Annotated in this window: 24 protein-coding genes; 9 read left to right on the top strand and 15 right to left on the bottom strand. The window is 62.6% G+C overall.

The window, feature by feature from the left end; all coding sequences use genetic code 11:
* Nucleotides 1-70: 70 nt before the first annotated feature.
* Both glgA and ACWHXP_RS07340 read right to left on the bottom strand, forming a co-directional pair.
* A complete protein-coding gene (glgA, locus tag ACWHXP_RS07345; protein ID WP_489634134.1) occupies nt 71-1,672 on the bottom strand; it encodes a glycogen synthase GlgA in 1,602 nt (533 codons plus the stop codon).
* Between the two features lie 565 nt (nt 1,673-2,237).
* The gene (locus ACWHXP_RS07340) at nt 2,238-2,465 is read right to left on the bottom strand and encodes a dodecin (RefSeq protein WP_489634135.1); all 228 of its coding nucleotides are present in this window, start codon (nt 2,463-2,465) and stop codon (nt 2,238-2,240) included.
* A 429-nt stretch (nt 2,466-2,894) separates the two neighbouring features.
* On the opposite strand from ACWHXP_RS07340, the gene ACWHXP_RS07335 reads away from it, so the two are divergent.
* Nucleotides 2,895-3,077, top strand: coding sequence for a hypothetical protein (locus ACWHXP_RS07335; protein WP_034330630.1), 183 nt, complete (start codon nt 2,895-2,897; stop codon nt 3,075-3,077).
* 140 nt (nt 3,078-3,217) lie between these two features.
* Here the strand turns inward: ACWHXP_RS07335 and norR are convergent, their stop codons facing one another.
* On the bottom strand, nt 3,218-4,795 hold the full coding sequence (norR, locus tag ACWHXP_RS07330; RefSeq protein WP_489634136.1) for a nitric oxide reductase transcriptional regulator NorR: 1,578 nt from the start codon (nt 4,793-4,795) through the stop codon (nt 3,218-3,220).
* Nucleotides 4,796-4,967: 172 nt separating this feature from the next.
* On the opposite strand from norR, the gene hmpA reads away from it, so the two are divergent.
* Both hmpA and ACWHXP_RS07320 read left to right on the top strand, forming a co-directional pair.
* The gene (gene hmpA / locus ACWHXP_RS07325) at nt 4,968-6,161 is read left to right on the top strand and encodes an NO-inducible flavohemoprotein (RefSeq protein ID WP_489634137.1); all 1,194 of its coding nucleotides are present in this window, start codon (nt 4,968-4,970) and stop codon (nt 6,159-6,161) included.
* 215 nt (nt 6,162-6,376) lie between these two features.
* Nucleotides 6,377-6,733 carry a hypothetical protein gene (locus tag ACWHXP_RS07320; protein WP_489634138.1) on the top strand — a complete coding sequence of 119 codons (357 nt, stop codon included), beginning with the start codon at nt 6,377-6,379 and terminating at the stop codon, nt 6,731-6,733.
* Here ACWHXP_RS07320 and ACWHXP_RS07315 read toward each other — a convergent pair whose 3' ends face one another.
* The gene (locus ACWHXP_RS07315) at nt 6,734-7,732 is read right to left on the bottom strand and encodes a 2-hydroxyacid dehydrogenase (protein WP_121045610.1); all 999 of its coding nucleotides are present in this window, start codon (nt 7,730-7,732) and stop codon (nt 6,734-6,736) included. It abuts the gene before it with no gap.
* Nucleotides 7,733-8,073: 341 nt separating this feature from the next.
* Between ACWHXP_RS07315 and ACWHXP_RS07310 the strand changes: the two genes are divergently transcribed.
* Nucleotides 8,074-9,360, top strand: a complete 1,287-nt coding sequence (locus ACWHXP_RS07310; RefSeq protein ID WP_121045611.1) for an MFS transporter — start codon at nt 8,074-8,076, stop codon at nt 9,358-9,360.
* An 82-nt stretch (nt 9,361-9,442) separates the two neighbouring features.
* Here the strand turns inward: ACWHXP_RS07310 and ACWHXP_RS07305 are convergent, their stop codons facing one another.
* Nucleotides 9,443-9,937 carry a GNAT family N-acetyltransferase gene (locus tag ACWHXP_RS07305; protein WP_489634139.1) on the bottom strand — a complete coding sequence of 165 codons (495 nt, stop codon included), beginning with the start codon at nt 9,935-9,937 and terminating at the stop codon, nt 9,443-9,445.
* Nucleotides 9,934-10,218: a type II toxin-antitoxin system TacA family antitoxin gene (locus ACWHXP_RS07300; RefSeq protein WP_209582272.1), complete on the bottom strand. Its 285-nt coding sequence runs from the start codon at nt 10,216-10,218 to the stop codon at nt 9,934-9,936. Before ACWHXP_RS07300 ends, ACWHXP_RS07305 begins: the two co-directional genes overlap by 4 nt.
* A 366-nt stretch (nt 10,219-10,584) precedes the next feature.
* On the opposite strand from ACWHXP_RS07300, the gene ACWHXP_RS07295 reads away from it, so the two are divergent.
* The gene (locus ACWHXP_RS07295; RefSeq protein ID WP_121045616.1) at nt 10,585-12,813 is read left to right on the top strand and encodes an NADP-dependent isocitrate dehydrogenase; all 2,229 of its coding nucleotides are present in this window, start codon (nt 10,585-10,587) and stop codon (nt 12,811-12,813) included.
* 256 nt (nt 12,814-13,069) lie between these two features.
* Here ACWHXP_RS07295 and eutC read toward each other — a convergent pair whose 3' ends face one another.
* From eutC to eat, 4 genes are all read right to left on the bottom strand, one after another.
* The gene (gene eutC / locus ACWHXP_RS07290; protein ID WP_489634140.1) at nt 13,070-13,945 is read right to left on the bottom strand and encodes an ethanolamine ammonia-lyase subunit EutC; all 876 of its coding nucleotides are present in this window, start codon (nt 13,943-13,945) and stop codon (nt 13,070-13,072) included.
* Entirely contained in the window at nt 13,942-15,348 is a 1,407-nt protein-coding gene (locus ACWHXP_RS07285) for an ethanolamine ammonia-lyase subunit EutB (protein WP_034330614.1), read from the bottom strand. The genes eutC and ACWHXP_RS07285 overlap by 4 nt, the downstream gene beginning before the upstream one ends.
* A gap of 68 nt (nt 15,349-15,416) precedes the next feature.
* Entirely contained in the window at nt 15,417-16,739 is a 1,323-nt protein-coding gene (locus ACWHXP_RS07280) for an HAD family hydrolase (protein WP_489622967.1), read from the bottom strand.
* A gap of 55 nt (nt 16,740-16,794) precedes the next feature.
* The gene (eat, locus tag ACWHXP_RS07275; protein WP_489634141.1) at nt 16,795-18,177 is read right to left on the bottom strand and encodes an ethanolamine permease; all 1,383 of its coding nucleotides are present in this window, start codon (nt 18,175-18,177) and stop codon (nt 16,795-16,797) included.
* Between the two features lie 199 nt (nt 18,178-18,376).
* Between eat and ACWHXP_RS07270 the strand changes: the two genes are divergently transcribed.
* The 3 genes from ACWHXP_RS07270 to ACWHXP_RS07260 all read left to right on the top strand — a co-directional run bounded on the left by ACWHXP_RS07270 (nt 18,377) and on the right by ACWHXP_RS07260 (nt 22,564).
* On the top strand, nt 18,377-19,387 hold the full coding sequence (locus ACWHXP_RS07270) for a helix-turn-helix domain-containing protein (RefSeq protein WP_489634142.1): 1,011 nt from the start codon (nt 18,377-18,379) through the stop codon (nt 19,385-19,387).
* Between the two features lie 117 nt (nt 19,388-19,504).
* Entirely contained in the window at nt 19,505-20,581 is a 1,077-nt protein-coding gene (locus ACWHXP_RS07265; protein WP_489634143.1) for an alpha/beta fold hydrolase, read from the top strand.
* 114 nt (nt 20,582-20,695) lie between these two features.
* A complete protein-coding gene (locus tag ACWHXP_RS07260) occupies nt 20,696-22,564 on the top strand; it encodes a peptide transporter (protein WP_489634144.1) in 1,869 nt (622 codons plus the stop codon).
* 3 nt (nt 22,565-22,567) lie between these two features.
* Here the strand turns inward: ACWHXP_RS07260 and ACWHXP_RS07255 are convergent, their stop codons facing one another.
* From ACWHXP_RS07255 to ACWHXP_RS07245, 3 genes are all read right to left on the bottom strand, one after another.
* Nucleotides 22,568-23,008: a YkgJ family cysteine cluster protein gene (locus ACWHXP_RS07255; protein WP_489622972.1), complete on the bottom strand. Its 441-nt coding sequence runs from the start codon at nt 23,006-23,008 to the stop codon at nt 22,568-22,570.
* A gap of 69 nt (nt 23,009-23,077) precedes the next feature.
* Nucleotides 23,078-23,371, bottom strand: coding sequence for a type II toxin-antitoxin system RelE/ParE family toxin (locus tag ACWHXP_RS07250; RefSeq protein ID WP_083859711.1), 294 nt, complete (start codon nt 23,369-23,371; stop codon nt 23,078-23,080).
* Nucleotides 23,372-23,836, bottom strand: coding sequence for a hypothetical protein (locus ACWHXP_RS07245; RefSeq protein WP_034335887.1), 465 nt, complete (start codon nt 23,834-23,836; stop codon nt 23,372-23,374).
* A 226-nt stretch (nt 23,837-24,062) separates the two neighbouring features.
* On the opposite strand from ACWHXP_RS07245, the gene ACWHXP_RS07240 reads away from it, so the two are divergent.
* Nucleotides 24,063-24,539, top strand: a complete 477-nt coding sequence (locus ACWHXP_RS07240; protein WP_134136470.1) for a hypothetical protein — start codon at nt 24,063-24,065, stop codon at nt 24,537-24,539.
* A 75-nt stretch (nt 24,540-24,614) separates the two neighbouring features.
* Here the strand turns inward: ACWHXP_RS07240 and ACWHXP_RS07235 are convergent, their stop codons facing one another.
* Both ACWHXP_RS07235 and ACWHXP_RS07230 read right to left on the bottom strand, forming a co-directional pair.
* A complete protein-coding gene (locus tag ACWHXP_RS07235; protein WP_310837699.1) occupies nt 24,615-25,631 on the bottom strand; it encodes an ABC transporter substrate-binding protein in 1,017 nt (338 codons plus the stop codon).
* Nucleotides 25,632-25,738: 107 nt separating this feature from the next.
* Nucleotides 25,739-26,608 (bottom strand): ABC transporter permease, encoded by an 870-nt coding sequence (locus ACWHXP_RS07230; protein ID WP_489634145.1) that lies wholly within the window; start codon nt 26,606-26,608, stop codon nt 25,739-25,741.
* Between the last annotated feature and the right edge of the window lie 11 nt (nt 26,609-26,619).

The raw sequence follows: 26,619 nt of genomic DNA, 5'->3' as shown, positions 1-26,619 counted from the left end.
GACCGGGTAAGGATCAAAACAGAATCACAAGGGGCGCAACGCCGGCGCAATCGCCCCGGCGCCTCGTCGTTCAGGCAGCCGCCACGGCGGCCGGTACGCCGACCACGCCGGCCAGTGCCGCAGCGATGGCGGCCGCCGGACTGACCTTGCGCTCCGGCTGGGCGTGCGCCTGGGCAGCAGGACGATCCACCGACAATGGACGCGGTGCGAACAACGGGCGCACCGCCATGTCGGCCACGTGCGCATAGGCGTCGATGTAGGCGCGGGTCGGGCCAGCCCAATCGCAGTCGATGCTCATGGCATTGCGCTGCACGCTCTGCCAGCGCTCGGTGTCGTTGTACAGTGCGAAGGCACGGGCCACGGCGTGCTGCATGTCGGCGGCGCTCTCGCCTTCGAACAGGACGCCGGTGGCGCGCTGTGGATCGCGGTCGGCATCGCACACGGTGTCGACCAGGCCACCGACGCGCGAGCCGATGGGGATGGCACCGTAGCGCATGGCATACAGGGGAGTAAGGCCGAAAGGTTCAAAGCGGGTCGGGTGCAGCAACATGTCGCTGCCCGCATGCAGGGCGTGCGCGCGGCGCTCGTCATAGCCGATGTGGACCGCGATGCGGCCGCGATAACGCTCGGCCAGATCAAGGAAGGCGGCTTCGTAGTCGTGATCACCACAACCCAGGATCACCACCTGCAGGCGCGGATGGCGCTCCATGATGCCGGGCAGCGCTTCGATGACGACATCGGCCATCTTCTGATGCGAGATGCGCGAGCCCAGGCCCATGACAGGTGCGAAGGGATCCACGGGCAAACCGAAGAGCTTTTGCAGGTCGCGCTTGCAGGCAGCCTTGCCCTTCATGTTGCCGATGCTGAAGTTGCGGGCGATGAGCGGATCATCGGCGGGATTCCACAGTTCAGCATCGATGGCATTGGGAATGGCGCGCAGATCCAGCTTGCGGAAGGAAAGAATGCCGTCCATGCCGCAGCCGAAGCGCGGGGTCATGATCTCTTCCGCGTAGTTCTTGCTGACGGTGGAGACGCAATCGGAGAAACGAATGCCGGCCTTGAGGAAGGACAGCTTGCCCCAGTATTCAACGCCGTCGCCGGTCAGCAGATGCTGGGGAATGCCGATCTGCTCGGCCGACTCCAGCGCGAAATTGCCCTGGAAAGCCAGATTGTGAATGGTCAGCATGGTGCCGATGTGATCCAGCCCGCGCAGTTTCAACAGGCAGGGAATCAGACCCGCGTGCCAGTCGTTGGCATGCACCACGTGCGGCACCGGCAGGCTGGTTTCACCAGCGCAGATGGCCACAGCGGCATGCGACAGATCGGCGAAGCAAAGCGCGTTGTCGCTGAACTCTACGCCGTCGGTATCTACGTAAGGATTGGCCCCGCGCTGGCGGAAGCGCGCCGTATCCAGCAGCAGCGCCGGCACGTCGGTACCGGGGATGGAGCCGCGCAGAATCCGGCCGGCACCGCCGGGCAGGCCGTGCTTCAAGCCGATCTGCACCGTGTCGCCGAGATTGCGGACCGCCTCCGGATAGGCGGGCATGAGGATGCTGGCATCGATGCCGACTTTGCGCAGCGATACGGCCAACGCGGTAATCACGTCGGCCAGGCCACCGGTCTTGACGAGCGGTACGGCCTCTGAGCTGACTAACAGAACTCGAGCTTGCAAGATGGACCCCTAATGTGTGAAAGCACCTGAGATGGAAAGCACCCTTGGCTCGTCGCATCGCATAGGTCTTCGTCCTGGCCGTGGCTTGATCCGGGGGCCGGGGCGAAAACACGTCCTTGTTGTTGTGTTGGACTGGACAGTCTTTTGAGCGCCGATGATTACGTTATACGGATCGGCAGATCCGCTCACTATCGGACAGCGGCCTGAGATGGCGTAGGATGAATCCTACTGTTGCAGCGCGGCGAAAATGCCCACACCTCAATGCATCGACGATCACCATAAAGCAACAAGCCGGCATCGCACAGCCGGCTTGCGCTCTTCGATCACGGAAGAGCTCGCCACGCTGCACTGCCAGACGAGCTACCTGAATGGCTAAATGATGTACGGGAAAAAGCGGCGCGAGGTGCCGTCATTGAGGCGCCCTGAACCCTCGATTCAGGGCGTTGACTTCGAAGAGCCTTCAGCTTAGCGAGCCGATGCCGCAGGCGCAAATTGAACATCGCTATCCGGTGGCGATGCGCATTGCCTGCCTGTATCCCTCATCCATGGCATCGGCCTTGATCGCTCAGGATTCGACGCGGAAACCGATCTTCAAGCCCACCTGGAAATGGCCGATGCTGCCATTTTCCACATGGCCCCGGCATTGCGTGACCTCGAACCAGTCCACGTTCTTGACGGTCTTGCCCACGTCGGCAAGGGCATTGCGGATCGCTTCATCCGTGCCGTTGGGCGAGCTGCCGACGACTTCGATGATCTTGTAGGTGTTGGAATTGTCTTGCTTGCGTTCGGTCATGGGGACTCCTTCCTGATGGGGATGGGCTCATCGGACGATGAGGCGAATCCATAGGCTAGCCGGCCCATTGGGCGGACGGCATCGGCCAACGCCAGCAGCTTGCGTAGGACAGCAGGCGGGAAAGCCATCCCGCGCACGACAGACGACCGATCAGATGAACTCGTTTTTTGCTCCGCAGCAAATTTGCCCGGAGCCGCCCTGCCATTGCCGGAAAACAAGGATTGCCGGTCTTCAACAGTGCGTGTCTTCCTACAAAAATTTAAGCCGCTCAATACCTGTTGCACCGCAACCAAACCGGCTAATATTGCATCATCTGGCTTGCCAAAACGTTCATATGCGTTGCGACGCTACGCATGATCGATGGCAGCCCTGCCCGCCCTGATTCGTTCCGGCGGGCCTGCACGAGATTTTCATCCCTTGGAGATCATCATGTCGCAACTCAACCCCGGCGTTACCGTCACTGCACCCGCAGGCGCACCCGTGAAGGTCATCAGCGCACCGCCCGAAGACCTGCAACACGTCAACGACGATGCCGCTGCCGCCCGCAACCTGACGGCCATCCGCATTCGCGGCCAGCTGGCAGAACTGGATGTGGAGCGTCAAGACGCCTGAGGCTGTTCTCCGCTCTGGCTTTTTGACACCAGGCTTCACGCCGCCACGGCCGGAATCATGATGGGCAGCCTGTCCTGACGGATTCCGGCCGTTTTCTTTTCTTTTTCTTCATATCGACCGTAAACCACCCTCCCCTCGGCTCAACGCAGTCCGAGACGTCTGGCCAGCCGGTTCAGGTTGGCCCGGTCCACCCCCAGCTCCCGCGCCGTCGCGGCCAGGTTGCCGCCATGGCGTTCGAGACACTCACTGACCAGCTTGCGCTCGAAGCGCTCGACGGCTGCACGCAGGCCTTCGCCCGGCTGCGCGGGTTCAGCTTGTGCGCTGGCCGCAGTGTCAGGCGAGGCTAGCGGGCGGGCGGAATGCCCCAACTCCAGCGCCGCCGCATCCAGCGTCAGGATGGCGGGTCGTTTTGGCTGCGATGCCAGGGCGCGCAGGGCGCTGCGCCCGATCAGGTGTTCCAGTTCGCGGACGTTGCCGGGCCAGGCGTAGTCCAGCAGCGCGCGCTGGGCATCGGCTGCCAGGCGCAGACTGGACAAGCCCAGCCGCGCCCGGTTCTGCTCCAGGAAATATCCGGCCAGCAGCAGCACATCGCGTCCGCGCTCGCGCAGCGGCGGCACGCGGATCGGGAACACCGACAAGCGGTGATAGAAATCCGCGCGGAAATGGCCGCGCTTCACTTCCCCGGCCAGGTCCCGGTTGGTGGCAGCGATCAGGCGCACGTCCACGCGGTGCTCGCGATCTGAACCTACCCGCTGCAGCTGCCCGCTCTGCAGCACCCGCAGCAGCTTGGCCTGCACCGCCAGCGGCAGCTCCCCGACCTCATCCAGAAACAGCGTACCGCCATCGGCCATCTCGAACTTGCCGCGACGGTCTGCAACCGCTCCCGAGAAAGCCCCGCGCACGTGGCCGAACAATTCACTTTCGACCAGCGTATCGGGCAAGGCTGCGCAGTTCAGGCTGATCATGGGCTTGTGCGCACGGGGTGAGGCTGCATGCAGGGCGTGGGCCACCAGTTCCTTGCCGGTGCCGGTTTCGCCGGTGACCAGCACCGTCATGTCGCTGGGGGCGGCCATGCGGATCTCGTCCAGCAGCTGTTGCTGGGCCGGACTCTGGCCGATCAGTTCGCGCTTGCCCTGGCTCTCCTCCAGCCCCAGCCGATAGGCTTCGGCGCGCTGGCGTGCCTGTTCGCCAGCGGCGGCCAGGTCGTCGATGCGTTCGGCCACATGCACGGTGGCAGCCGCCAGCGCCGCAAAAGCCTGCAGCGAGGCCATGTCGACGCCATCGAAGCGCCCTGCACCCAACGCATCCAGCGTGACCAAGCCCCACGGGCGGCCATTGACCGAGAGCGCACAGCCCATGCAATCGTGCACTTCCAGCGCGCCGGAATGGGCGTCATTCAAGCCATCGACCAGACCGTCATAGGGATCGGGCAGGCTTGAATCGGCAGGAAAGCGTGTCGGCCCGAAATTGGCCAGCAGCACGCCGAAGCGCGGATGGTCGGCGATGCGGAAACGGCGGCCCAAGGTATCGCTGGAAAGTCCGTCGATGGCCAGCGGCACCAGCAGCTCGCCCTCCAGTCGCAGCAAGGCTGCAGCATCGCAGGGGAACAGCGTGCGCAAGGTCTGCAGCAGGCGGCGATAGCGCTCGCGGTCATCGATCTGGCGCGACAGGTCGGCTACCAGCGGGAGCAAGGCATCGAGCAGGACTTTTGAGGTCATATTGACTTCCAAAGGAAGATTGATTGGTCATTATGACACAGGTCATGAATACACCAACCGCTCGCAAGTTCCTGATTTTATTGGTATTCGAAAGTGGCACGCCTTTTGTAATAGCAAGAGGGTCCCGGACATTCCGGCACTTCCTCCACCGCTTCCAACAGAAAGGTCCCGCATGCTTACCGATGCCCAACTCGCCATCGTCAAATCCACCGTCCCCCTGCTCGAATCGGGCGGCGAGGCGCTGACCACGCACTTCTACAAGATGCTCATGCGCGACTACCCACAGGTTCATCCCCTCTTCAATCGCGCCCACCAGGCCAGCGGCGACCAGCCGCGTGCGCTGGCCAATGGCGTACTGATGTACGCGCGGCATATCGATCGCCTGGAAGAAATGGGCCCGCTGGCCGCGCAGATCATCAACAAGCACGTCGCCGTGCAGGTGCAGCCCGAGCACTACCCGATGGTCGGCGACTGCCTGCTGCGTGCCATCCGTGAAGTGCTGGGCGCGGAGATCGCCACCGATGCCGTCATCGATGCCTGGGCTGCCGCCTATGGCCAGCTGGCCGACATCCTCATCGGCGCCGAACGCCAGCAATATGACGCCAAGGCCGCCGCGCCAGGCGGCTGGCGCGGTGCGCGCAATTTCGTGGTCACGCGCAAGGTGGCCGAGAGCGAGGAGATCACCTCCTTCTACTTCATGCCCAAGGATGGCGGCGCGCTGCTGGACTTTGAGCCGGGCCAGTACATCGGCCTGCGCATGGTGGTGGACGGGCTGGAACAGCGCCGCCAGTATTCGCTGTCGGCCCCGCTGCGCCAGCAGGGGCAGCCGCTGCAATACCGCATCAGCGTCAAGCGTGAAGCCGAGGGCAAGGTCTCGCGCCATCTGCACGACGAGATCCATGTGGGCGCGGTGGTGGAACTGTTCCCGCCGGCCGGCGACTTCACGCTCACGGCCAGTGACAAGCCGCTGGTGCTCATCAGCGGCGGGGTGGGCATTACGCCGATGATGACCATGCTGGCAGCGGCGCTGCCGACCGGTCGCCCGGTGCATTTCATCCATGCGGCGCGCCATGGCGGCGTGCATGCTTTCCGCCGTCAGGTGGAAGAACTGGCGGCGCAACACCCGCAACTGCGGGCGCATTTCTGCTATGAACGGGCGCGCGCAGGCGATCCGGCCCCCTACGCCACCGGCTTCATCGATGCGGCTCTGCTGCAGCAATGGCTGCCGCAAACGCGGGACGTGGACGCCTACTTCGTCGGCCCCAAGCCGTTCATGAAAGCCATCAAGCGTGCGCTGGGCGCGCTGGGTGTACCGGCGGCTCAGAGCCGATATGAATTCTTCGGTCCGGCTGCCGCGCTGGAGTGATCCTGTCTGGCCGAAAGGCGCGCTGAAGGGGCGATGGCGGGCGATCCGCCATCGCCCTTTTGTTCCTTCTGAGCGCCATGCTGCAGCAGCGTGAAGCTCTTTGCAAAATTTACCTGCCTGGCGCTGGCAATCCCTGAAAGATTGATCTTCGACAAGTTTTCCGCGTTGCAGCAAATGCTATCCTGAGGACTCCCCTCCTCCTCCGAAAGACCGCCATGAGCGAAAAGTTGAGCGCCGAGCGCCACACTCCCGAAGAACTGACCCAGGAGCTGGAAGCACTGGACCTGGAGATCGTCCGCTGCGCCGTAATCTGCCAGGTACGCCTGTTCGATCCGGGCGTACTGAACCAGGTCATGGACAACAACGAGCAGGTCTGCGGCCAGGCCCATCCGACTGCTTTCCAGAGTCTGCGCGGACTGCTCTACCTGCATTTCGACATGCATCGGCAGCTGGCGCAGACCTATGGCGCCGACGATGCCGAACACATCATCCAGCGCGTGCATGAACACCTGCGTCCGCGCATCGGCGAGCAGCTCGGCTCGCTGTTCGACGCCGGCCGCCATGCGAGCTGATCAGGCCACCAGACGCTCGCCCAGTTGCTTGCCCGCGGCGAAATCATTCAGGTTGGCGATGGTGGTCTGCATGATCTGGCCGATGGCTTCCTCGGTGAAGAAGGCCTGGTGGCCGGTGACGATGACATTGGGGAAGGAGACCAGGCGCTGGATCACGTCATCGGTGATGATGGTCGAGGACAGGTCCTGGAAGAACAGGCTGGCCTCCTGTTCATAGACATCGATGGCCAGGCCGCGCAACTGGCCGCTCTTCAAGGCGGCAATCGCGGCTTCGGTATCGACCAGCCCGCCGCGGCTGGTGTTGACCAGGATGCAGCCGGGCTTGGCGAGGGCCAAGGTCCCGGCATTGACCAGATAGCGCGTGGCTTCAGTGAGCGGACAATGCAGCGAAATCACGTCACTGGCGGCGAAGAGCTCCTCGCGGCGCACGTAGCGTCCGCCCAGAGCCTCGAAGTCCGGATTGTGATGCACGTCGCTACCCAGCACGGTGCAGCCGAATCCGGCCATGATGCGGGCGAACAGTGCGCCGATCTTGCCGGTACCGATCACGCCCACGGTCTTGCCGTGCAGGTCGAAGCCCATCAATCCTTCCAGCTCGAAATTGCCTTCGCGGGTGCGCATGCTGGCGCGCGCGATTTTTCGGTTCACCGCCAGCAGCAGGCCCACGGCGAACTCGGCCACCGAGTAAGGTGAATAATCGGCCACGCGCGCCACCGTGATACCCAACCGCCGCGCGGCTTGGGTATCGATGTGATTGAAGCCGGTGGAGCGTGTGGTGACGAAACGCACGCCCAGAGCGGCCAGGCGTTCCAGGACGGCAGCACCCAGGTCATCGTTGACGAAGGCCGCCACGGCCTGGCAGCCGCTGGCCAGCTGTGCCGTATCGAGATCGAGACGGTCTTGCAGGAATACCAGTTCATGCGCAGCGCCGGACGCGGTATTGGCGCGCGTGAGCAGGGTCTGGTCGTAGCGGCGGGCGCTGAAGACGGCGGTTTTCATGGGAACCTTTCATGGATGAGCTGGGTTGCGTGAAGTCATGTGCAATGCCGCATTGCACCATAATTCACTTCGGATCGCCTTGACCCACCGCAGCTTGCCGCGCGAACAGCTTTTTGCGATGGAAATGCGCGCTGAAGCTTTCATCCAGCTATCGAAAAAACCGATATTTGCTTGCGCAGCGCCGCAAGTGGGTCCCATGGATCACTTTCGGGCATAGAATCGGCGGCGCAATAGCTGTCCCCACAAAAAAAGATCCTGACACAAGCTGCCGCATGGCAGTACGAGACAGGCGCAAGACCGGAATCAACACGGTCCGCCCAACAGATAACGAGGCACATATCATGACGACATCCACTTCTTCGCAATCGAAGTTTTCCACCGTGCTGCGCGTGACCAGCGGCAACTTCATGGAAATGTTCGATTTCTTCCTGTTCGGTTTCTACGCGACCCACATCTCGAAGGCCTTCTTCCCCAGCGACAACGAGTTCGCCTCGCTGATGCTGACCTTCATGACCTTCGGCGCCGGCTTCCTGATGCGCCCGCTGGGCGCCATCATCCTGGGCGCCTATGTCGACCGCGTCGGCCGCCGCCAGGGCCTGATCGTGACCCTGGCGCTGATGGCCCTGGGCACGATGCTCATCGCTTTCGTCCCCTCCTACGCCACCATCGGCGTGCTGGCCCCGATGCTGGTGCTGGTCGGCCGCCTGCTGCAAGGCTTCTCGGCCGGTGTGGAACTGGGCGGCGTGTCGGTCTACCTGGCCGAAATGGCCACGCCCGGCAACAAGGGCTTCTATGTGAGCTGGCAGTCGGCCAGCCAGCAGGTGGCCATCATCGTGGCAGCGGCCATCGGCTACATGCTCTCGACGACGCTCACTCCGGCCCAGGTCGGTGACTGGGGCTGGCGCGTGCCGTTCTTCATCGGCTGCCTGATCGTGCCGGTGCTGTTCGTGATCCGCCGCTCGCTGCAGGAAACCGAAGAGTTCATGCGCCGCAAGCATCGTCCGAGCACCGGCCAGATCTTCCGTTCCATGATCGAGAACTGGAAGCTGGTCATTGCCGGCATGATGCTGGTGTCGATGACCACCGTGTCGTTCTACCTGATCACGGTGTACACCCCGACCTTCGGCAAGAACGTACTGAAGCTCTCCACCGAAGCGAGCCTGATCGTGACCTTGTGCGTGGGCCTGTCCAACTTCATCTGGCTGCCCATCATGGGCGCGCTGTCGGACCGCATTGGCCGTCGCCCGATCCTGGTGACCTTCACCGTCCTGACCATTCTGACCGCCTACCCGGCCGTGAACTGGCTGGTGCATGACGCCAGCTTCGCCAAGATGCTGATGGTGGAACTGTGGCTGTCCTTCCTGTACGCCAGCTACAACGGCGCGATGGTGGTGGCCCTGACCGAGGTGATGCCGGCTGACGTCCGTACTGCGGGCTTCTCGCTGGCCTACAGCCTGGCTACCGCCGTCTTCGGCGGCTTCACGCCGGCCATTGCGACTGGCCTGATCGAAATGACCCACGACAAGGCAGCGCCTGGCCTCTGGATGAGCACGGCTGCAGTGTGCGGGCTGATCGCCACCCTGATCCTGTATCGCAACAAGGCGGCACGGCAGGCAGTGACGGCCTGAGACAGGTTCTTGTACTAGCTATTGGGATGGGCCGCAGAATTGCGGCCCTTTTTTATGGCCTGCCGGAGAAAATGCCGCTTGCTTAACGCACTGACGCGAGGGGCAAGAACAGCGTGAGCGGTGCATCCTGCAGGGCGATGAAACCATGGTGGCGGTAAAAGGCTGAGGCCTTCGGATCCTTGGCGTCGACCACCAAGACCGCGCCCGGAATCTCCGCCGCGACGGCCCGGCGCAGTGCATTGACCAGCAAAGCACCACCGAGGCCCCGGCCCTTGAATTCCCGGTCGACCGCAAGACGACCGAGACGGATGGCAGGAATGGCGCCATAGCGAGGCAGCTTGCGGCGCATCTCATCGGACAGGCCCACCAGCGGCACGCTGGCGCTGGCCAGCGTGTAATAGGCGGCCACCCGCTGTTCGTCGTCCACTGCGACAAAGCAGGCAGCCACGCGGCGCCGGACATCCTGTGTCACCAGTTCGCGCAAATAGCGGTTCAAGGCAGGCGTGCCGCAGTCAAAGCGGCTAAGGTCGTGAAGGGCGGGATCGAGCGCCGTCACGAGCAACGGCGGGCGCGTCATTCTTCGCTGCGCAGCAGCTTGTCATGGCGCGCCATGGCGCGCTGCAGTGCTGCCGAAGGTGGTGGGGGAGCCAGAAGCGCCTCGGCAAAGCGCTGTTGGTCCTGCAAGGACAAACGGATGACTTCGGCCTGCTCGACCGCCTTCTGCGCCGCTTCCTGGACGGCAGCGATGACAAAGTCGGTCAATGTGCGTCCTTCAATCTCGGCGGCACGTTTGAGCAATTGCTGAAGCTCCGGGCTGATCCGGGCTTCCAGTCGAGCAGTGGCGACAGCTGGCGTCATGCGTTTTCCCATGAAATGAATTGTACGGCATTTTGCCGGACACGAACAAAAAGTGTGTCCACGACAATAGCAGAGTCATGCCAAGGGATTGAGAACGGGGCAGCAATCCTTCGAAAAGCAAAAATTTCTTCAAGTCTTATATAAGAGTTGAAGCATTTCGCCCCGCTTAGGAGTAAACTACCGCTGTTTTTTGCCGCGGCCTTCTGGCAGCAGTACGCCAGCCATGCCGCCCCGGGAGACGAATTTCCGCGCAGCACAGCCGACAAGGAGGTGGCGCCAGCCCAGGCCGACAGAGCCAGGGCGGTCCATCCGGCGCTGCGGGGATCGCACCAACGCACATCAACACACCAACGCAAGGACATCATCGTGACTACTGGCAACCCGACCATCATCTATACGCTGACCGACGAGGCACCCTATCTGGCGACCCACTCGCTCTTGCCCATCGTCAAGAAGTTCACCGCCGCGGCCGGCATCGACGTCGTCGAAAGCGATATCTCGGTGGCTGCGCGTATCCTGGCTGAATTCCCTGAGTACCTCACCGATGAACAGAAAGTCCCCGACAACCTGGCCGCACTGGGCGCACTGACCCAGAGCCCCGACGCCAACATCATCAAGCTGCCCAACATCAGCGCCTCGATCCTGCAGCTGCAAGCGGCCATCCGCGAACTGCAAGCGCGCGGCTACAAGCTGCCCGACTATCCGGAAAACCCGAGCACCGAAGAAGAAAAGGCCCTGCAGAAGCGCTACGCCAAGGTCACCGGCAGCGCCGTGAACCCGGTCCTGCGCGAAGGCAACTCCGACCGCCGCGCGCCCAACGCCGTCAAGAACTACGCCCGCAAGCACCCGCACTCGATGGCCAAGTGGTCCATGGCCTCGCGTACCCACGTGGCGCACATGCACGGCGGCGACTTCTACGCCGGCGAAAAGAGCCTGACCCTGGACAAGGCCGTGGACGTCAAGATGGACCTGGTCACCAAGTCCGGCGAAACCATCGTCCTGAAACCGAAGATCTCGCTGCAAGCCGGTGAAATCATCGACAGCATGTTCATGAGCAAGAAGGCCCTGTGTGCCTACTACGAAGAGCAGATGCAGGACGCCTTCGACACCGACCTGCTGCTGTCGGTGCACGTCAAGGCCACCATGATGAAGGTCTCGCACCCGATCGTCTTCGGCCACGCCGTGCGCACCTACTACAAGGACACCTTCACCAAGCACGCCAAGCTGTTCGCCGAGATCGGCGTGAACCCCAACAACGGCATGTCCGGCGTCTACGAAAAGATCAACACCCTGCCCGAAGACAAGAAGGCCGAAGTGCTGGCCGACCTGAAGGCCGATGAAGCCAAGCGTCCGCGCCTGGCCATGGTGGACTCCGCCAAGGGCATCACCAACCTGCACGCCCCCAACGACGTGATCGTCGACGCCTCGATGCCGGCCATGATCCGTGCTGGCGGCAAGATGTGGAACGCCGCTGGCAAGACCGAAGACACCAAGGCCCTGCTGCCGGAATCGACCTTCGCCCGCATCTATCAGGAAATCATCAACTTCTGCAAGACCAACGGCGCCTTCGACCCGACCACCATGGGTACCGTGCCCAACGTCGGCCTGATGGCCCAGAAGGCAGAAGAATACGGTTCGCACGACAAGACCTTCGAAATCGCCCAGGCCGGCGTGGCGCGCATCGTCACCCTGGATGGCCAGGTGCTGCTGGAGCAGAACGTGGAAGAAGGCGACATCTGGCGCATGTGCCAGGTCAAGGACGCTGCGGTGCGTGACTGGGTCAAGCTGGCCGTGACCCGTGCCCGCCTGTCCGGCATGCCGGCCGTCTTCTGGCTGGACCCGTACCGTCCGCACGAAGCCGAACTGATCAAGAAGGTCAACACCTACCTGAAGGATCACGACCTGACCGGTGCCGACATCCAGATCATGTCGCAAGTGCGCGCCATGCGTTACACCCTGGAACGCGTCATCCGCGGCCTGGACACCATCTCGGTGACCGGCAACATCCTGCGCGACTACCTGACCGACCTGTTCCCCATCATGGAACTGGGCACCTCGGCCAAGATGCTGTCGATCGTCCCGCTGATGGCCGGTGGCGGCATGTTCGAAACCGGTGCCGGCGGCTCGGCCCCCAAGCACGTGCAACAGCTGGTCGGTGAAAACCACCTGCGCTGGGATTCGCTGGGTGAATTCCTGGCCCTGGCCGTCTCCATCGAAGACGTGGGCATCAAGACCGGCAACGCCCGCGCCAAGATCCTGGCCAAGACCCTGGACGCTGCCACCGGCAAGCTGCTGGACAACAACAAGTCGCCTTCGCCCAAGACCGGCGAGCTGGACAACCGTGGCAGCCACTTCTACCTGGCCCTGTACTGGGCCCAGGAACTGGCCGCACAGAAGGACGATGCCGAACTGGCCAAGCAGTTCGCCCCGCTGGCCAAGGCACTGTCCGAGAACGAGCAGAAGATCGTCGAAGAGCTGAACTCGGTGCAGGGCAAGGAAGTCGACATCGGCGGCTACTACCTGCCGGATCGTGAGAAGACCTTCGCCGTGATGCGTCCGAGCGCCACGCTGAACCAGGCGCTGGAATCGGTGTAAAGCGTCGATGCTGGAGGGAGGGATGCATCGCCCTCCCCGCGCAAAAAAGGAAAGGCCGCGAACGTTCGCGGCCTTTTCGTTTTATAGGCATCAGGTCGATGAGGCCTGCCGATGTACTCTCTACCGTTCGGACTGAGTAGCCGCACGCGTGCGGCGTATCGAAGGCGCAAGGACGGCGCGCCTTCGATACGCGGCACGGCCGCTACTCAGGACGAACGGTGAGTGGGGCATCAGCGGGCTGCAATGCGCAATCTCTTCATCGAGCGTCACCGAGCAAAAAGTTGCGCCGCACATCCAGTTCCTCACCCTCGCTGGCCGTCTCATCCTTCAAGGCCACGCCGGACAGAGCACGCTGGTGCGCCTGCGCCATCAGGTAATGCAGCTTGTAGGCGGCTTCCGGATAGGGCAAACCTTCCGGCCGCACATTGGAGATGCAATTGCGGCTGGCGTCGGTGAGTCCGCGCGAGGGCATCCAGGTCAGATAGAGACCCATGCTGTCCGGCGAACTCAGCCCCGGCCGCTCGCCGATCAGGATCACTACCAGCTTCACACCCAGCAACTCCCCGATTTCATCGGCAACCGCCACCCGTCCCTGCTGCACGATCACGGGCGGTGCCATCGACCATCCTTCCGGCGCAATACGCTGCATCACCTCCGCCAGGAAAGGCGCGGCATTGCGCACGATGGCCAGCGCCGACAAGCCATCGGCGATCACGAAGCCTACATCGAAGCGCCGTTGCGGCTCGGTGCCAAAACGCTCAAGCAATTGCTGGCGCGATGTTTCCGACAGCCTGCGCCCGAAGTCCGGCCGCTGCAGGTAGACCAGCCGGTCCGCTGCCGCGCTTTGCACATCGATCACCTCTTCGGCTGCGCAGACACCTTGCTGCTGCAATTGTGCCTTGAGCGCAGCCACATCCAGCGGCAGATGCACGGCATCGCGCGCCTGCGCATGCGCCAGCTGGAAAGCCAGTTGCGGCGCGGTCGGCAGGCTTACGCCACTGCGTCCCAGGGCGATGCGCGCAGCAGTAAAGCGGCGCAATGCCTCCCACGGATTGGCCGTGACGTTTTCTGCACCGGGGCTGACGTTTTCTGCACCTTGCGGTGAAATGGCTTCTTTGTCGTCCATGGTCATTGAAGGCGCAACAAGGTCTCGCGGAAACCGGGGGGCATGTCGGCATGCAGGCGGAATGCCTGCTCCTGGCCACCCGCATTGAAGATCTGCATCCTGTGCAGCCACGCCTCGAACTCCGGCGCCGGCCGCGAACCCAGTACCCGCCGCGCATACAGCGCATCGTGGAAGGAAGTGGTCTGGTAATTCAACATGATGTCATCCGAACCGGGGATGCCCATGACGAAGGTGCAGCCCGCCACGCCCAGCAAGGTCAGCAGCACATCCATGTCGTTCTGGTCCGCTTCGGCATGGTTGGTGTAGCAGACGTCACAGCCCATGGGCAGGCCCAGCAGCTTGGCGCAGAAATGGTCTTCCAGTCCGGCGCGGATGATCTGCTTGCCGTCATACAGGTATTCCGGCCCGATGAAGCCCACCACCGTATTGACCAGCAGCGGCTTGAAGGCGCGGGCCACGGCATACGCGCGCGCCTCGCAGGTCTGCTGGTCGATGCCGTGATGCGCATTGGCCGACAGCGCACTGCCCTGCCCGGTTTCGAAATACATCACGTTGTCGCCGACCGTGCCGCGCTTGAGCGACAGCGCAGCCTCACGCGCCTCGCCCAGGATGGCCAGGTCGATGCCGAAGCCGCGATTGGCCGCCTCGGTCCCGGCAATGGACTGGAACACCAGATCCACCGGCGCGCCGCGCTCGATGGCGGCAATCGTGTTGGTGACGTGGGTGAGCACGCAGGATTGCGTCGGGATCTCGTAACGCGCGATCACATCGGCCATCATGCCGACCAGCTTGACCACCTGCGGGACGTTGTCGGTAGCGGGATTGATGCCGATGACCGCATCGCCGTTGCCATACATCAGGCCATCGAGCATGCTGGCGGCGATGCCGCTGGCGTCATCCGTGGGGTGATTGGGCTGCAGGCGGGTGGACAAGCGGCCGGGCAAGCCGATGGTATTGCGAAAGGCCGTGACCACGCGGCACTTCTTGGCCACCAGGATCAGGTCCTGGTTGCGCATGATCTTGGAGACGGCCGCTGCCATCTCTGGCGTCACCCCGGGTGCCACGGCGGCCAGCACCGTGCTGTCGGTGTCATCGGCCAGCAGCCAGTTGCGGAAATCGCCCACCGTCAGGTGCGCGATCGGCGCAAAGGCGGCACGGTCGTGACTGTCGAGGATCAGCCGGGTGACTTCATCCTCTTCGTAAGGGATCAGCGGCTCGTCGAGAAAAGTCTTCAGCGGCAGGTTCGCCAGCGCCATCTGGGCAATGGCGCGCTCCTCGGCGCTGCCCGCCGCCACACCGGCCAGCAGATCGCCGGAACGCGCCGGGCTGGCCTTGGCCATCACTTCCTTGAGATCACGAAACACGTAGCTGGCGCTACCCACACTGTGCCGGAAACGGTGTTCGGCCATGATGATGCTCCTCCTTGGTCACCGCTGCCCGCTGAGGCAGCGGTGCGTCATGCCCCGCTGCTGTCCGATCAGCTGGTCAGCAGTTGCGGTGCGGTCTTGCCGTATTTGATGCTGGTTTCGGCCGGCAGCCAGTTGCCGGTCGACTCCTGGCGTCCCTGCAGCAGGAAACGCGGCTTGGCGGCACTGATCTGGTCAGCCGCGAGTTTGGACAGCTCACCGATCTTGCCGTTCTTCATGCGATTGACGATGAGGCCATAACGGGTCTCGGGGAAGTCACGCAGCATATCGTAATCGCCATCGCTGTCGCCCGCCACGAACAGCGGACCATACCCCTTTTGCGCCACCAGCACCTGCTTGATGGCGACCGTCTTGCCCGGCCCCCAGGTCAGCGGCCACTCCTTCAGATAGGCATTGCGGAAGCTCTGCCCGCTGCGCTCCAGGCGCAGGCCGATGACGTTTTCACGGGTAACGTGGTAGCCATACTTGGGGTGCGTCGCAAACACGGCCACCACATCTTCCAGCGAGGCGGTACAGACATAGACGTCGATGCCATTGCGGCGCAGGGTGTCCATCAAGGTGGCGATTTCGGTGCACAGGCGGATGCCATGGAAGTGCGACACGCTCACCACGCCCGCCTTGCCCGCACGATCGGCCGGGCTGGTGTACTTGACCTTGGTCAGCGCCGCGCCCAGCGCAGCATCGTTGGAGGCTTCGGCCAGCGCGCTCACTTCGGCCACGCTCATGTTGGCGAAGAAGTAGATCACCCACGGATAACCGACGGCTACGCCATGGGTATCGTTGACGGCTTCATAGAGGTAGTAGAGCTTGGTACGGAAGTCCTGGAACTCCGGCGTGGCGGTGATTTCTTCCAAGCTCTTGCTGCCGGCCATGCCCTTGTAGTTGGCGTACAGGAACGCATAATCCGCATCGAGGTCAGCGCAGATCGCTTCCAGATCCACGATGTTGCCTGCCGCATTCTTGAAGTCCTTGCTGAACGGACCCGGTGGCACATTCTGACGGGTGATGGCCGCGAACTCGTTTGGTGTCAGCTTGAAAGACAGCGTATTGATCTGGTACATCAACAGCGCTTCTTCGCAGTCATTCATGATGCTGGTGTTGTCCCAGTCGAACACGGCATAGGGCCGCTTGCCGCTCTGGTAACCGGATGACAGCTTGCCATGCTCGGCGATCATCTGCGCCACCATCTCGTGATTGCGGGCCGCCCATTTGGCACGGTCCAGCGCGACTTCAGCGCGGGCGGCCGCCTGGCCGGGCGTGGCGATGGTGGCCAGTGCGCCACCGGCCGCAGCCGCCAGCAGGCCGCCCAGGAAGCCACGGCGCTTGAGAGCGGGTGCGGCGGTGTCGGTCGTCGGTTTGTGATTGTTGTTCATGATGGCCCTGTCGAATGATCGGTATGGAGTTATCGGTATAAAAGTTTTATATCGTTCAGAATTCTGCAACCGCCGCCGCCCCTTCCGCACGCTGGCGTGCCGTCGCCAGGAACCAGGCATAGCCCAGTGCCAGCAAGGCGACGAAGATGCCGAAGATCAGCGGGTTGTAACAGATCATGGTGGCCATGCACACCAGCGCACCGAAGAGCGCGAAGGCCGGGAAGTACGGATACAGCGGTGCCCGGAAAGGCCGCTCCAGGCCGGCCTCGGCGCGGCGCAGGCGGAACAGCGAGAGCATCGACAGGATGTACATCAGGATGGCGCCGAATACCGACATGGTGACGATGTTGGCCGTGAGCGTCTGGCCGCCGATCTTGATGAGTTCATCGCTGTAGATGGCGGCGATCCCCACCACCCCGCCGGCCAGGATGGCGCGGTGCGGCGTCTTGAAACGCGGATGGACGCGGGCGAAATACGCCGGCAGGTAGCCTTCGCGGGCCAGCGCAAAGATCTGGCGCGAGTAGCCCAGGATGATGCCGTGGAAGGACGCCACCAGCCCGAACAGGCCCAGCCACACCAGCATGTGCAGCCAGTTGCTGTTGTCGCCGACGATCAGCTTCATGGCCTGCGGCAGCGGGTCGTTGATGTTGGCCAGCTTGGTCCAGTCGCCCGCACCGCCAGCAAAGAGCATCACCCCAATGGCCAGCACCACCAGCGTGAGGATGCCGGTGATGTAGGCGATGGGAATGGAACGCTTGGGGTCCTTGGCCTCTTCAGCCGCCATGGCCACGCCTTCGATGGCCAGGAAGAACCAGATCGCAAACGGGATCGCCGCGAACATGCCCGGCACCGCCGCCATGCTGAAGGCATCACTGCCGGACCAGCCGCCCTTGGTGAAATTGGCCAGCGAGAAGCCCGGCGCCACCACGCCCATGAACACCAGCAGCTCGAAGATCGCCAGCAGCGTGACGAACAATTCAAAGGTCGCCGCGATCTGCACGCCGACGATGTTGAGCGTCATGAACACGAGATACGCCCCCAGTGCCGCCAGCTTGGGATCGATATTGGGGAACTGCACATTCAGGTAGGCGCCGATGGCCAGTGCGATGGCCGGTGGCGCAAAGACGAATTCAATCAGCGTGGCGGCCCCGGCCAGATAGCCGCCGACCGGCCCGAAGGCGCGCTTGCTGTAGGCAAACGGCCCGCCCGCATGGGGAATCGAGGTGGTGAGTTCAGTGAAGCTGAAGATGAAGGTGGCATACATGGACGCGATGAACAGCGCCGTGACCGTGAAGCCCAGCGTGCCGGCGCTGGCCCAGCCATAACTCCAGCCGAAGTATTCGCCGGAAATCACCAACCCGACCGCAATGGCCCAGAGCTGCAGGGTGGACAGGACGGGCTTGAGCGTGTGCCCCTGCCCTGAAGAGCTTGCATTCATCGGATTCTCCCTTTGGCGCGAAGGCGGAACCGCTGCATGGCGGCCCCTGTGAAAGGACGGGCGGGCATGGCGCTTGCTTGATTTCGCGCAATGCGCTGCCCTGCCGACGCAATATAGCAACGGCGATTTCAGCGGCGTTATCGAAATTCGGCAAAACTGCGCGGCTTGCCCGCCGCCCCGTCGATCAAGGAGCCTGTCCATGCCCTCTCTCGCACTGTCCCAAGCTGACACATCTGCCACGCACAGCCAGCGGGCATTGCGCACCGCCGTTGCGCGCGACGTGGATGAGCATGCGCACAACCTGACCGATTGGGAGCAACGCTACGACCAGATCACCTGCGGCGCTTTCGAAGGCGTGCTGCAGGAATGGCAGAGCAGCGGCCTGCAGATCTTCCGCGAGGCCAGCAGCCGTGCGGTACGGCAGTCCTGCCAGGTGTGGCCGGACGCCTTCTGGTTCGGCATCGAGGTGCGCACCAGTGGCATGCGCATCAACGGCCGCCAGGTCGGCGAGGATGTGGTGATGACGCGGCCCGGTGCCTGCGAATTCGAACTGGTCACGCCGGATGCACACGAGATCTATGGCATCGTGGTCCAGCGCGATGCCCTGCAGTCCAGCGCGGCACGCCTGGGCTGCATGGCATCGCTGGACTGGAAACGTCTGGGCCAGGCAGAGTTGCTGAAAGTCGATCACCAGGGGCTGGAGGAGTGCCGCAAGCAGATCGCTGCCCTGCTGACCCTGGCCGGACAGGCCAGCGGTGCCCAAGCGCACGCCGCCCTGCAGCTGCGCCAGGAAGCAGTGCTGGTGGCGCTGCTGGCGATGCTCGATGAAGGCGAGATCGAGGCTGAAGCGGGGGCCAGCTTCCTGCGCCGCCGCCGCATCGTCAACGATGCGCGCGAGTTCGCCATGGCGCATCAGGACAGTCCGGTGACCGTGCCCATGCTGTGTGAAGCGGTCCATGTCAGCCGCCGTACTCTGCAATACTGCTTTGAGGATGTACTGGGCATCAGTCCCATGAGCTATCTGCGGTCGCTGCGCCTGAACGGCGTGCGCCGGGCCCTGTGCGAAGGTGATGGCAGCCAGGCCGTGGGCAGCATCGGCGACATCGCGGCCGCCTGGGGCTTTGCCAATTTCAGCCAGTTCTCCTGCGATTACAAGAAGCTGTTCGGGCAGACGCCGTCGGCCATGCTGCAGGCACGGACCCGGCACTGATCGCCACCCACCGGTACGATGAAACGAGAGGCATGCACGACCGGCCATGCCGCAACGAGGTATATTCTGCACATATGCATTCGCATGCAAGCCTGCACTTGAACCTATGGCACGCCGATGGTCCGCTTAGTCCCCCTGGTCCGCTCAGTCCGATTTTCTACCCTGCTCATCGCCGCCTTGTGGGCGTTGCCAGCAGCAGCCGAGTCCTCATCGTCCTCCCCGCCCGCCCCTGCGCAGGCGCGTCAGGCGCTCTCGCTGGGCAGCACGCCCTACACCATGGCCGTCTATGCCAACGCCGATCTGAACGATCTCCCCAGCCATGTCGAGCGCGCCGTCATCATCGTGCACGGGGTCAAGCGCAATGCGGTTGACTACTTTGCCCTCGGTCAACACCTGCTGCAGCAGGCAGCATTGACCTCAGGCAATACACTGCTGCTGGCACCCAACTTCATGGCCAGCAAGGATGCCGGTCTCTTGCCAGGCATGCCGATCTGGGCCGGCAACGGCTGGATGCAAGGAGCAGCCTCCATTCGAGGCGTTACGGGGATCAGCAGCTTCGCGGCACTGGATGACCTGGTGCGCTGGCTGGCAGAGCCCCGGCGCTTTCCCGACCTGCGCGAGATCGTCCTGATCGGCCATTCCGCCGGGGCCCAGCTGATGCAGCGCTACGCCTTGCTCAATCCGGTCGCGGAGACCTTGCAGGCCGCCGGGATTCAGGTACGCTACATCATTTCCAGTCCTTCGTCCTATCTCTACGTGAGCCCGGAACGTCCGCAGGCAGGCGCATTCGCGGTACCGGCAGCGGCGTCCTGCCCGCATTACGACCACTACCGTTACGGTCTCGTCGAGCCTCCCGCTTACCTGGTGCAGCAGCATCTGGAGGCGCGCCAGCTATGGGCACGCTATGCGGCTCGTGACGTGCGCTACCTGGTGGGCGGGCGTGATGTCGATCCGCAGCATCGCTTCCTCGACCGCTCCTGCGGCGCAGCGCTGCAGGGACCGACGCGGCTGGCGCGGCAACTGGCGTACCGGGACTATGAACAGTTTCTGGCCGGGCAATGGCAGATCCCGATACACCATCCGCAGCAGGTGATTCCGGACGCGGCCCACGGGGCGCCGCGCTTGTATCGTTCTCCGCTGGCGCCGGGCCTGATCTTTGCGCAGCCCGCGCAGGAGCCTCCGGCTCAGCACTAGGCTTGTGGGGGCAACGCATCTCGCAGATTGCATGGGAACAGGCTCCAAAGCACTGGCAGTGATCCCGGAGAGACGGCACAATGCCGGCAGCCCAAGCCCGACAACGAGAACACAATGACGGCCAGCCAAGACAACATTTTCTCCCTGGAAAACTTCGAGTATCTCTGTTACGCGCGCCAGCAGGAACCTGCGGCACGGGAACTGGTGCGCCTGCTGCAACTGATCGACCGCCAGTATGGCCAGCTGGCCGGCAAGTTTTCGCTGCAGGTCTCCCCGGCCGTAACCCAGGCTGAACTGGAACAGCACACGCTGACCCGCATCACCGGTGCCATCTCGGCCCTGCTGTCGGACCCCGGCTTTCACCTGAGCCCCAACGGCTTCGGTCAATTGATCCACTTCCAGCGCTGGCTGGCGGCCCTCTTCGGTGCCAGCCACTTCATCAATGCCGACCACATCCTGCGCTCGCTCAATTTCGGCGGGCCACAGGCCAAAGTGTTTGAGGTCAAGCCGCTGGACCTGGTGAAATTCTGTCTGCTGTATTCGCCCGAGTCGGAGTTGGCACTGGATGTGGAAGCCCTGTGGGCGCAAAACAAGCCGCTGGCCGCTGCCCTCTTCCTGGCGCTGATGTCACCGCGTTTTCTCGGTACGCCGGCGGCGCATTCCAAGCGTGAAGCGCTGCTGCAGTGGCTGCCTGACCGGCTGCCCGAGCTGGAATCGCTGGACGGCCTGCCAGTGGCCGTCCTGCATGATGTCTACATGCACTGCAGCTACGCCGACCTGCCGCAGCGCCATCGCATCAAGGGCGCAATCAACCAGCTGCTGCGCAGGAAGCTGGATGCTGAAGGGCTGGGCGACCTTTCGCAGACCGGCGATGCACGCGTCAATGGCAAGCCGGTGATGCTGGTCTTGCTGGAATGGTTTTCGGGCGGGCATTCGATCTATCGCACCCACTCCAAGACCCTGGAAGCGGCGCGCCGTCATTTCCACGTGGTGGCCCTGGGCTACGCGGCCAATACCGACGAACTGGGCCGTGCCGTCTTCGATGAATTCATCACGCTGGCGCAGCCGGGCAATCTGATGGCCAGCCTGCAGACGCTGCGCGAGATTGCCACGGCGCACCGACCGCGGGTGTTCTACATGCCCAGCGTGGGCATGTTCCCCATCACCATGTTCGCCGCCAATCTGCGCGTGGCGCCCTTGCAGGTGGCGGCGCTCGGGCATCCGGCGACCACCTGCTCGCCGCGCATCGACTACATCAGCGTGGAAGAGGATTTCATCGGCGACCCGGCCTGCTTCAGCGAGCAACTGCTGCGCCTGCCTGCCGACGGACAACCCTACCGGCCCTCGGCCGTGCCCTTCATCGTGCCGCAATTGCAGCGGCGCAATCAGCCGGTAGTGAACGTGGCCGTGGCCGCCACCACCATGAAACTGAACCCGCGCTTCCTGATGGCCTGCCAGCGCATCGTGGAATTGTCGGCGCAAGTGCCAGGTGGTGCGGCGCGCGAAGTGCGGCTACATTTCCTGGTGGGGCAGGCACAAGGGCTGCTCTATCCGCAGCTGCAACGGCTGATCCTGCGCTACGTTCCGAGCGCGCAAGTCTATCCGCACCAGCCTTACCAGCAGTACCTGTCGCTCTTCAACCAGTGCGACATGTTCCTGTCGCCCCTGCCCTTCGGCAATACGAATGGGATCATCGATGCCTTCACGGTAGGACTGCCGGGTGTCTGCAAGACCGGGCCGGAGGTTTTCGAACACATCGATGAGGGGCTGTTCCGCCGTATCGGACTTCCCGACTGGACCATTGCCGCCACGCTGGACGACTACATCCTGGCGGCAGTCCGCATGGCGACCGACTATGCTGCGCGCAGTGCGCTGTATGCGTTGCTGGCCGATCCGCAAGCGCTGCAACGACTGTTCGAGGGACGGCCCGAATCGCTGGGCGATGCGCTGGCCGCACTGTGCGGCGAGGCAGCGGGCGACTGAGCCTCAGGCGGTGGCGAGGGGTGCTGCCTGTTCCGGCGGCAAGGCAGCCAGCGCGGGCAGGTCCAGGGCTGCGCGTCGTTGCTGGCAGGCGGGATTGGGTTGCCCGTCGGGCTCCCAGGGAGAGAATTCACGGCAGGTGCTGGGCCGCTGCGGGTAGATGCGGCATCCCACGCCCGGTTTGCCCAGCTCCCCGACCAGTGCGATGCAGCGGCCATGGCCGTTTTCCGTGCCTTTCATGCAGGCCAGCGTGTCGTTGACCTTGCTGGTGAGTTCCACCGGCACCATGCCGCCCAATCCATCGCTGAGTTCGCCGCAATAGAACGACACCCGGAAATGCGCGCAGCAGCCACCACAGGCAGTGCAGGGATTGTCGGGTGAATCGGCCATGTCGGTGAAGAGACGGTCTTCATCGACGATCCAGTGGAGGGCGGTGTTTTTCGGCATGAAGAAACGTAAGCAAAATGTCGGGCATATTCAAATGACATGCGCCGGCAGGCGAAGACGCGACTGCTTTCAGTCGTCCTCAGGCGGCCACTGCTGCGCGCCATGAAGAAGACGAATGACTTCGATCACACGTTGACGTGGCCGATAACGATAAACAGCAATGAAGGGAGTGCCACTGATGACCAACTCGCGGGTACCGTTTATGCGTCCGGCTCGCCCCAGAAGCGGATGCGCAAGAAGATGAAGAAGTTGATCTTCAATCTTGTCGCCCTGATCAATCGCAGCGCTGAGATTATGTTGAGCGATGTAATCGATCAAAGCATCGCGGTCAAGAAACGCCCTGGGAAGCCAACGTAAAATCAATCACTTCCCCCTCTTCACCTGCCTCAACAAATTGGCCCGTTTTTCGGACCAACTTGCCTGCGCTTGCTCCTGGCTTATCCATTGGGTCGCGGGATCATCGGCTTCGGCCAATCCCTGTTCCACTTGAGCGCGGAACCAGCGATCATGTTCGACGGCTTCATTGGCGTTCTTCATGGCTGCGGCGCGATCGGGCCGTGTACGCGCCAACGGCTTGAGCTCGGGATTCCAGTTGGAAATATCAAATGTGCCTACCATCAGGCCAAGCTTGCGCAACAAGGTAATGGCAGGAAGCGGATTGGGAAACGTACGCGGTTCATCGCTGCGCGCATGCGAAAGTACGGCTTCCGCATTGTTCTTGGTCGTAATCCGGACGTAGAACCCGCCGCCTTCGGCCTGCAACCTGACGGCAGAAACTCCGCCCGCCTCCGTTGCAGTACGCAATTGCTCAAGAGTCCAGCTTTGCATGATGACACCTCGGCGCGAGACCAATAATGATTAATTGTCTGCAAGTTTAACATAAAACGTGCGAATTTTTCAAGACTGAACTTGCATAAGTTGCCTTACCATCTCTGCGATAATCGGCAGCGCGCATCACTGCACACATCGGACCGACAATCTATCCTGGCGAAACACGACGGGTTCGCCTTATTGTGATGAGCTCAACGTCCAAGGATCTGAATCGGATTTCCACATGGCAGCCAAAGCCAAAGACCCGCTCTCTGCTATTCAGAAGACGCACTCCATTCTCTGGATGAGTCTGTGTTTTACGATCATCTTTATCGTCATGGGAAGCTATTCGTACTTCGAAAAGCCAATCGGACTTCCATGCAAGTTCGCCACGAGAACAGGCATTCTCAAGAAAACGGCCAACTCGGATTTCCTGCTGGATGGCACGCATCAATACGCACTTTCCTGGCCACTCCGCCACGGCCATGGGGGTGCATGGAACGCCTTGGAAAACGCCCGCAACGGCATGCATGTCCAGTCGCAGGTATGTGGGAATGACTTGGTGCGGGTGTTCCTGGAAGGTCGTGAGGTCTTCGTCATCCACTCACGAGACACGCGGGCAGAAAACGTCGCCAGTGCCAAACTGGCGTTCGGCATGGCTTTTTTCTGCCTCGTGTTGATGACCACGATGAGGTATCGATTGAAGCATTTGCGCGCCTGAGCTCGCAACTACGTTGCAGCGGCGATCGCCACACACCATACGAAATACACCCCTGTCCGGGGTTGCCGCGTCGAATCAGCTACCCTTGCGCTCCTTGAACACCGGCACGAACATCTCATGCCACACCGCGGGCTTGGTCTTGATGGTGCCGGCTTTGCCCATGAAGATCACGTATTGCATGATGTCCACCGGGGTGCTTGTGAACTCGGTGCCCGGGTCCGCCAGCATCTGCTCCACTTCTTCCTGCGGCAGCTTCAGCTTGGAGACGCGCAGGAAGATCTCGGCTGCGCCCTTGCGGTTCTTGGCGATGTAGGCGTTGGCCTCTTCCTGCGCGGCCATGAAAGCCTGAGTCAGCTTGGGATTCTTGTCGGTGAAGGACTTCAGCGCAAAGACCACGTCAATCGTAATGTGGCCCAGCACGTCGGTGGAATTCAACACACGGGTGATGCCCGGGGCCTTGGCTTCCTGGTAGGAAAACGGCGGCGAGGTGAAGTGCGCCGTGATCTCGGTCTTGCCCGAGACCAGGGACGCCATCGCTTCCGGATGCGACAGGCTCACCGTCAACGGATCCAGCTTGGCGTAGTTCTCGATGCCGAAGGTCTTGGCCGCCGCCATCTGCAACAGCACGGCCGACAGCGAAGTCTTGATGCCGGGAATGGCGATCTTGTCCTTGGGCGTAAAGTCTTTCAGCGACTTGACGTTGGGGTTGTTGGTATTGAGCCAGAGCGGCGAAGTCGACAGCGCACCCAGTCCCACCACTTCCGAACGCGGAATGCCATGCGCCTTGGACCACAGCGTCACGAAGCCCGGTGCGCCGGTGCCGGCGATGTCGAGGTTGCCGGCCAGCATGGCGTCATTGATGACGTTGCCGCCGTCGAGCAGCACCCACTTGGTCTTGACCTCGCCCAGGCCCATGGCCTTGGCGTGCTTTTCCACCAGGTTCTGGTCGCGGATCACCATCAGCGGCAGGTACAGCAGGCCGTAGCCGTGCGAGATGCGCACTTCCTGCGCTTCCGCGCGGGCCGTGCCGGATACGGCGGACAGCGCCAGGGCGCTGGCCATCATGAGGCTGGTGAAGGTACGTCGTTGCATGCTTGTCTCCTGAAGGTCGTCAGTTTATCGGTCTTGTATGGATCGTTGCGTGTTGATGTATGGCTTGCGCGGACCTTGTATGGAGGCAAGGTCCGCAGCCCGGCAGCTCAGTGCTGCATGCCCCAGCGGCGGATGGTGCGCTTCTCGATCTGGGCGAAGATCAGGTTCTCCACCACCAGGCCGATGATGATCACGAAGAACAGGCCCGAGAAGACATTGGCCGTTTCCAGCTGGTTGCGGTTTTCGAAGATGTACCAGCCCAGGCCTCCCGCTCCCGAGGAGACGCCGAAGACCAGCTCGGCCGCGATCAGCGTACGCCAGGCGAAGGCCCAGCCCACCTTGAGGCCGGTCAGGATGCTGGGGAAAGCGGCCGGGATCAGGATCGATTTCACCAGCGAAAAGCGGCGCAATCCATAGTTCTGGCCGACCATGCGCAGCGTGTTGGACACCGCCCGGAAGCCGCCATGCGTATTGAGCGCCACCGCCCACAGCACCGAATGCACCAGCACGAAGATGATGCTGCCGGTACCGAGACCGAACCAGATCAGCGCCAGCGGCAACAGCGCAATGGCCGGCAGCGGATTGAACATCGAGGTGAGCGTTTCCAGCAGGTCATTGCCGATGCGCGAGCTGATGGCCACCGTGGTCAGCAGCCCGGCCAGCAGGATGCCCAGGCCATAGCCGACCAGCAGGGTCTGCATCGACACGGCCGCACGCTGCAGCAGCACGCCGCTGCCGATGCCGGAGAGGAAGGCTTGCACCGTCTCGCTGAAGCTGGGGAACAGCAAGGCATTGTCCAGCCAGCGGCCATAGACTTCCCAGATCAGGGCCAGCACCAGCAGGATCACGGTCTTGCGCAGCCAGCCCATGCGATACAGGGACTCGGAGGCCGACAGCGGCCGCTGCACTTCGGCAGTGGCATGGGGATTGGGGTCCACCAGGATTTCCGGGCGGACGAAGGGCAGATTGGTTTGCATGATGAAGTCTC

The sequence above is a fragment of the Herbaspirillum sp. Her2 genome, assembly GCF_057961375.1.
The sequence above is the reverse complement of the archived record's forward strand: the minus strand, read 5'-3'. Positions and strand labels throughout refer to the sequence as shown.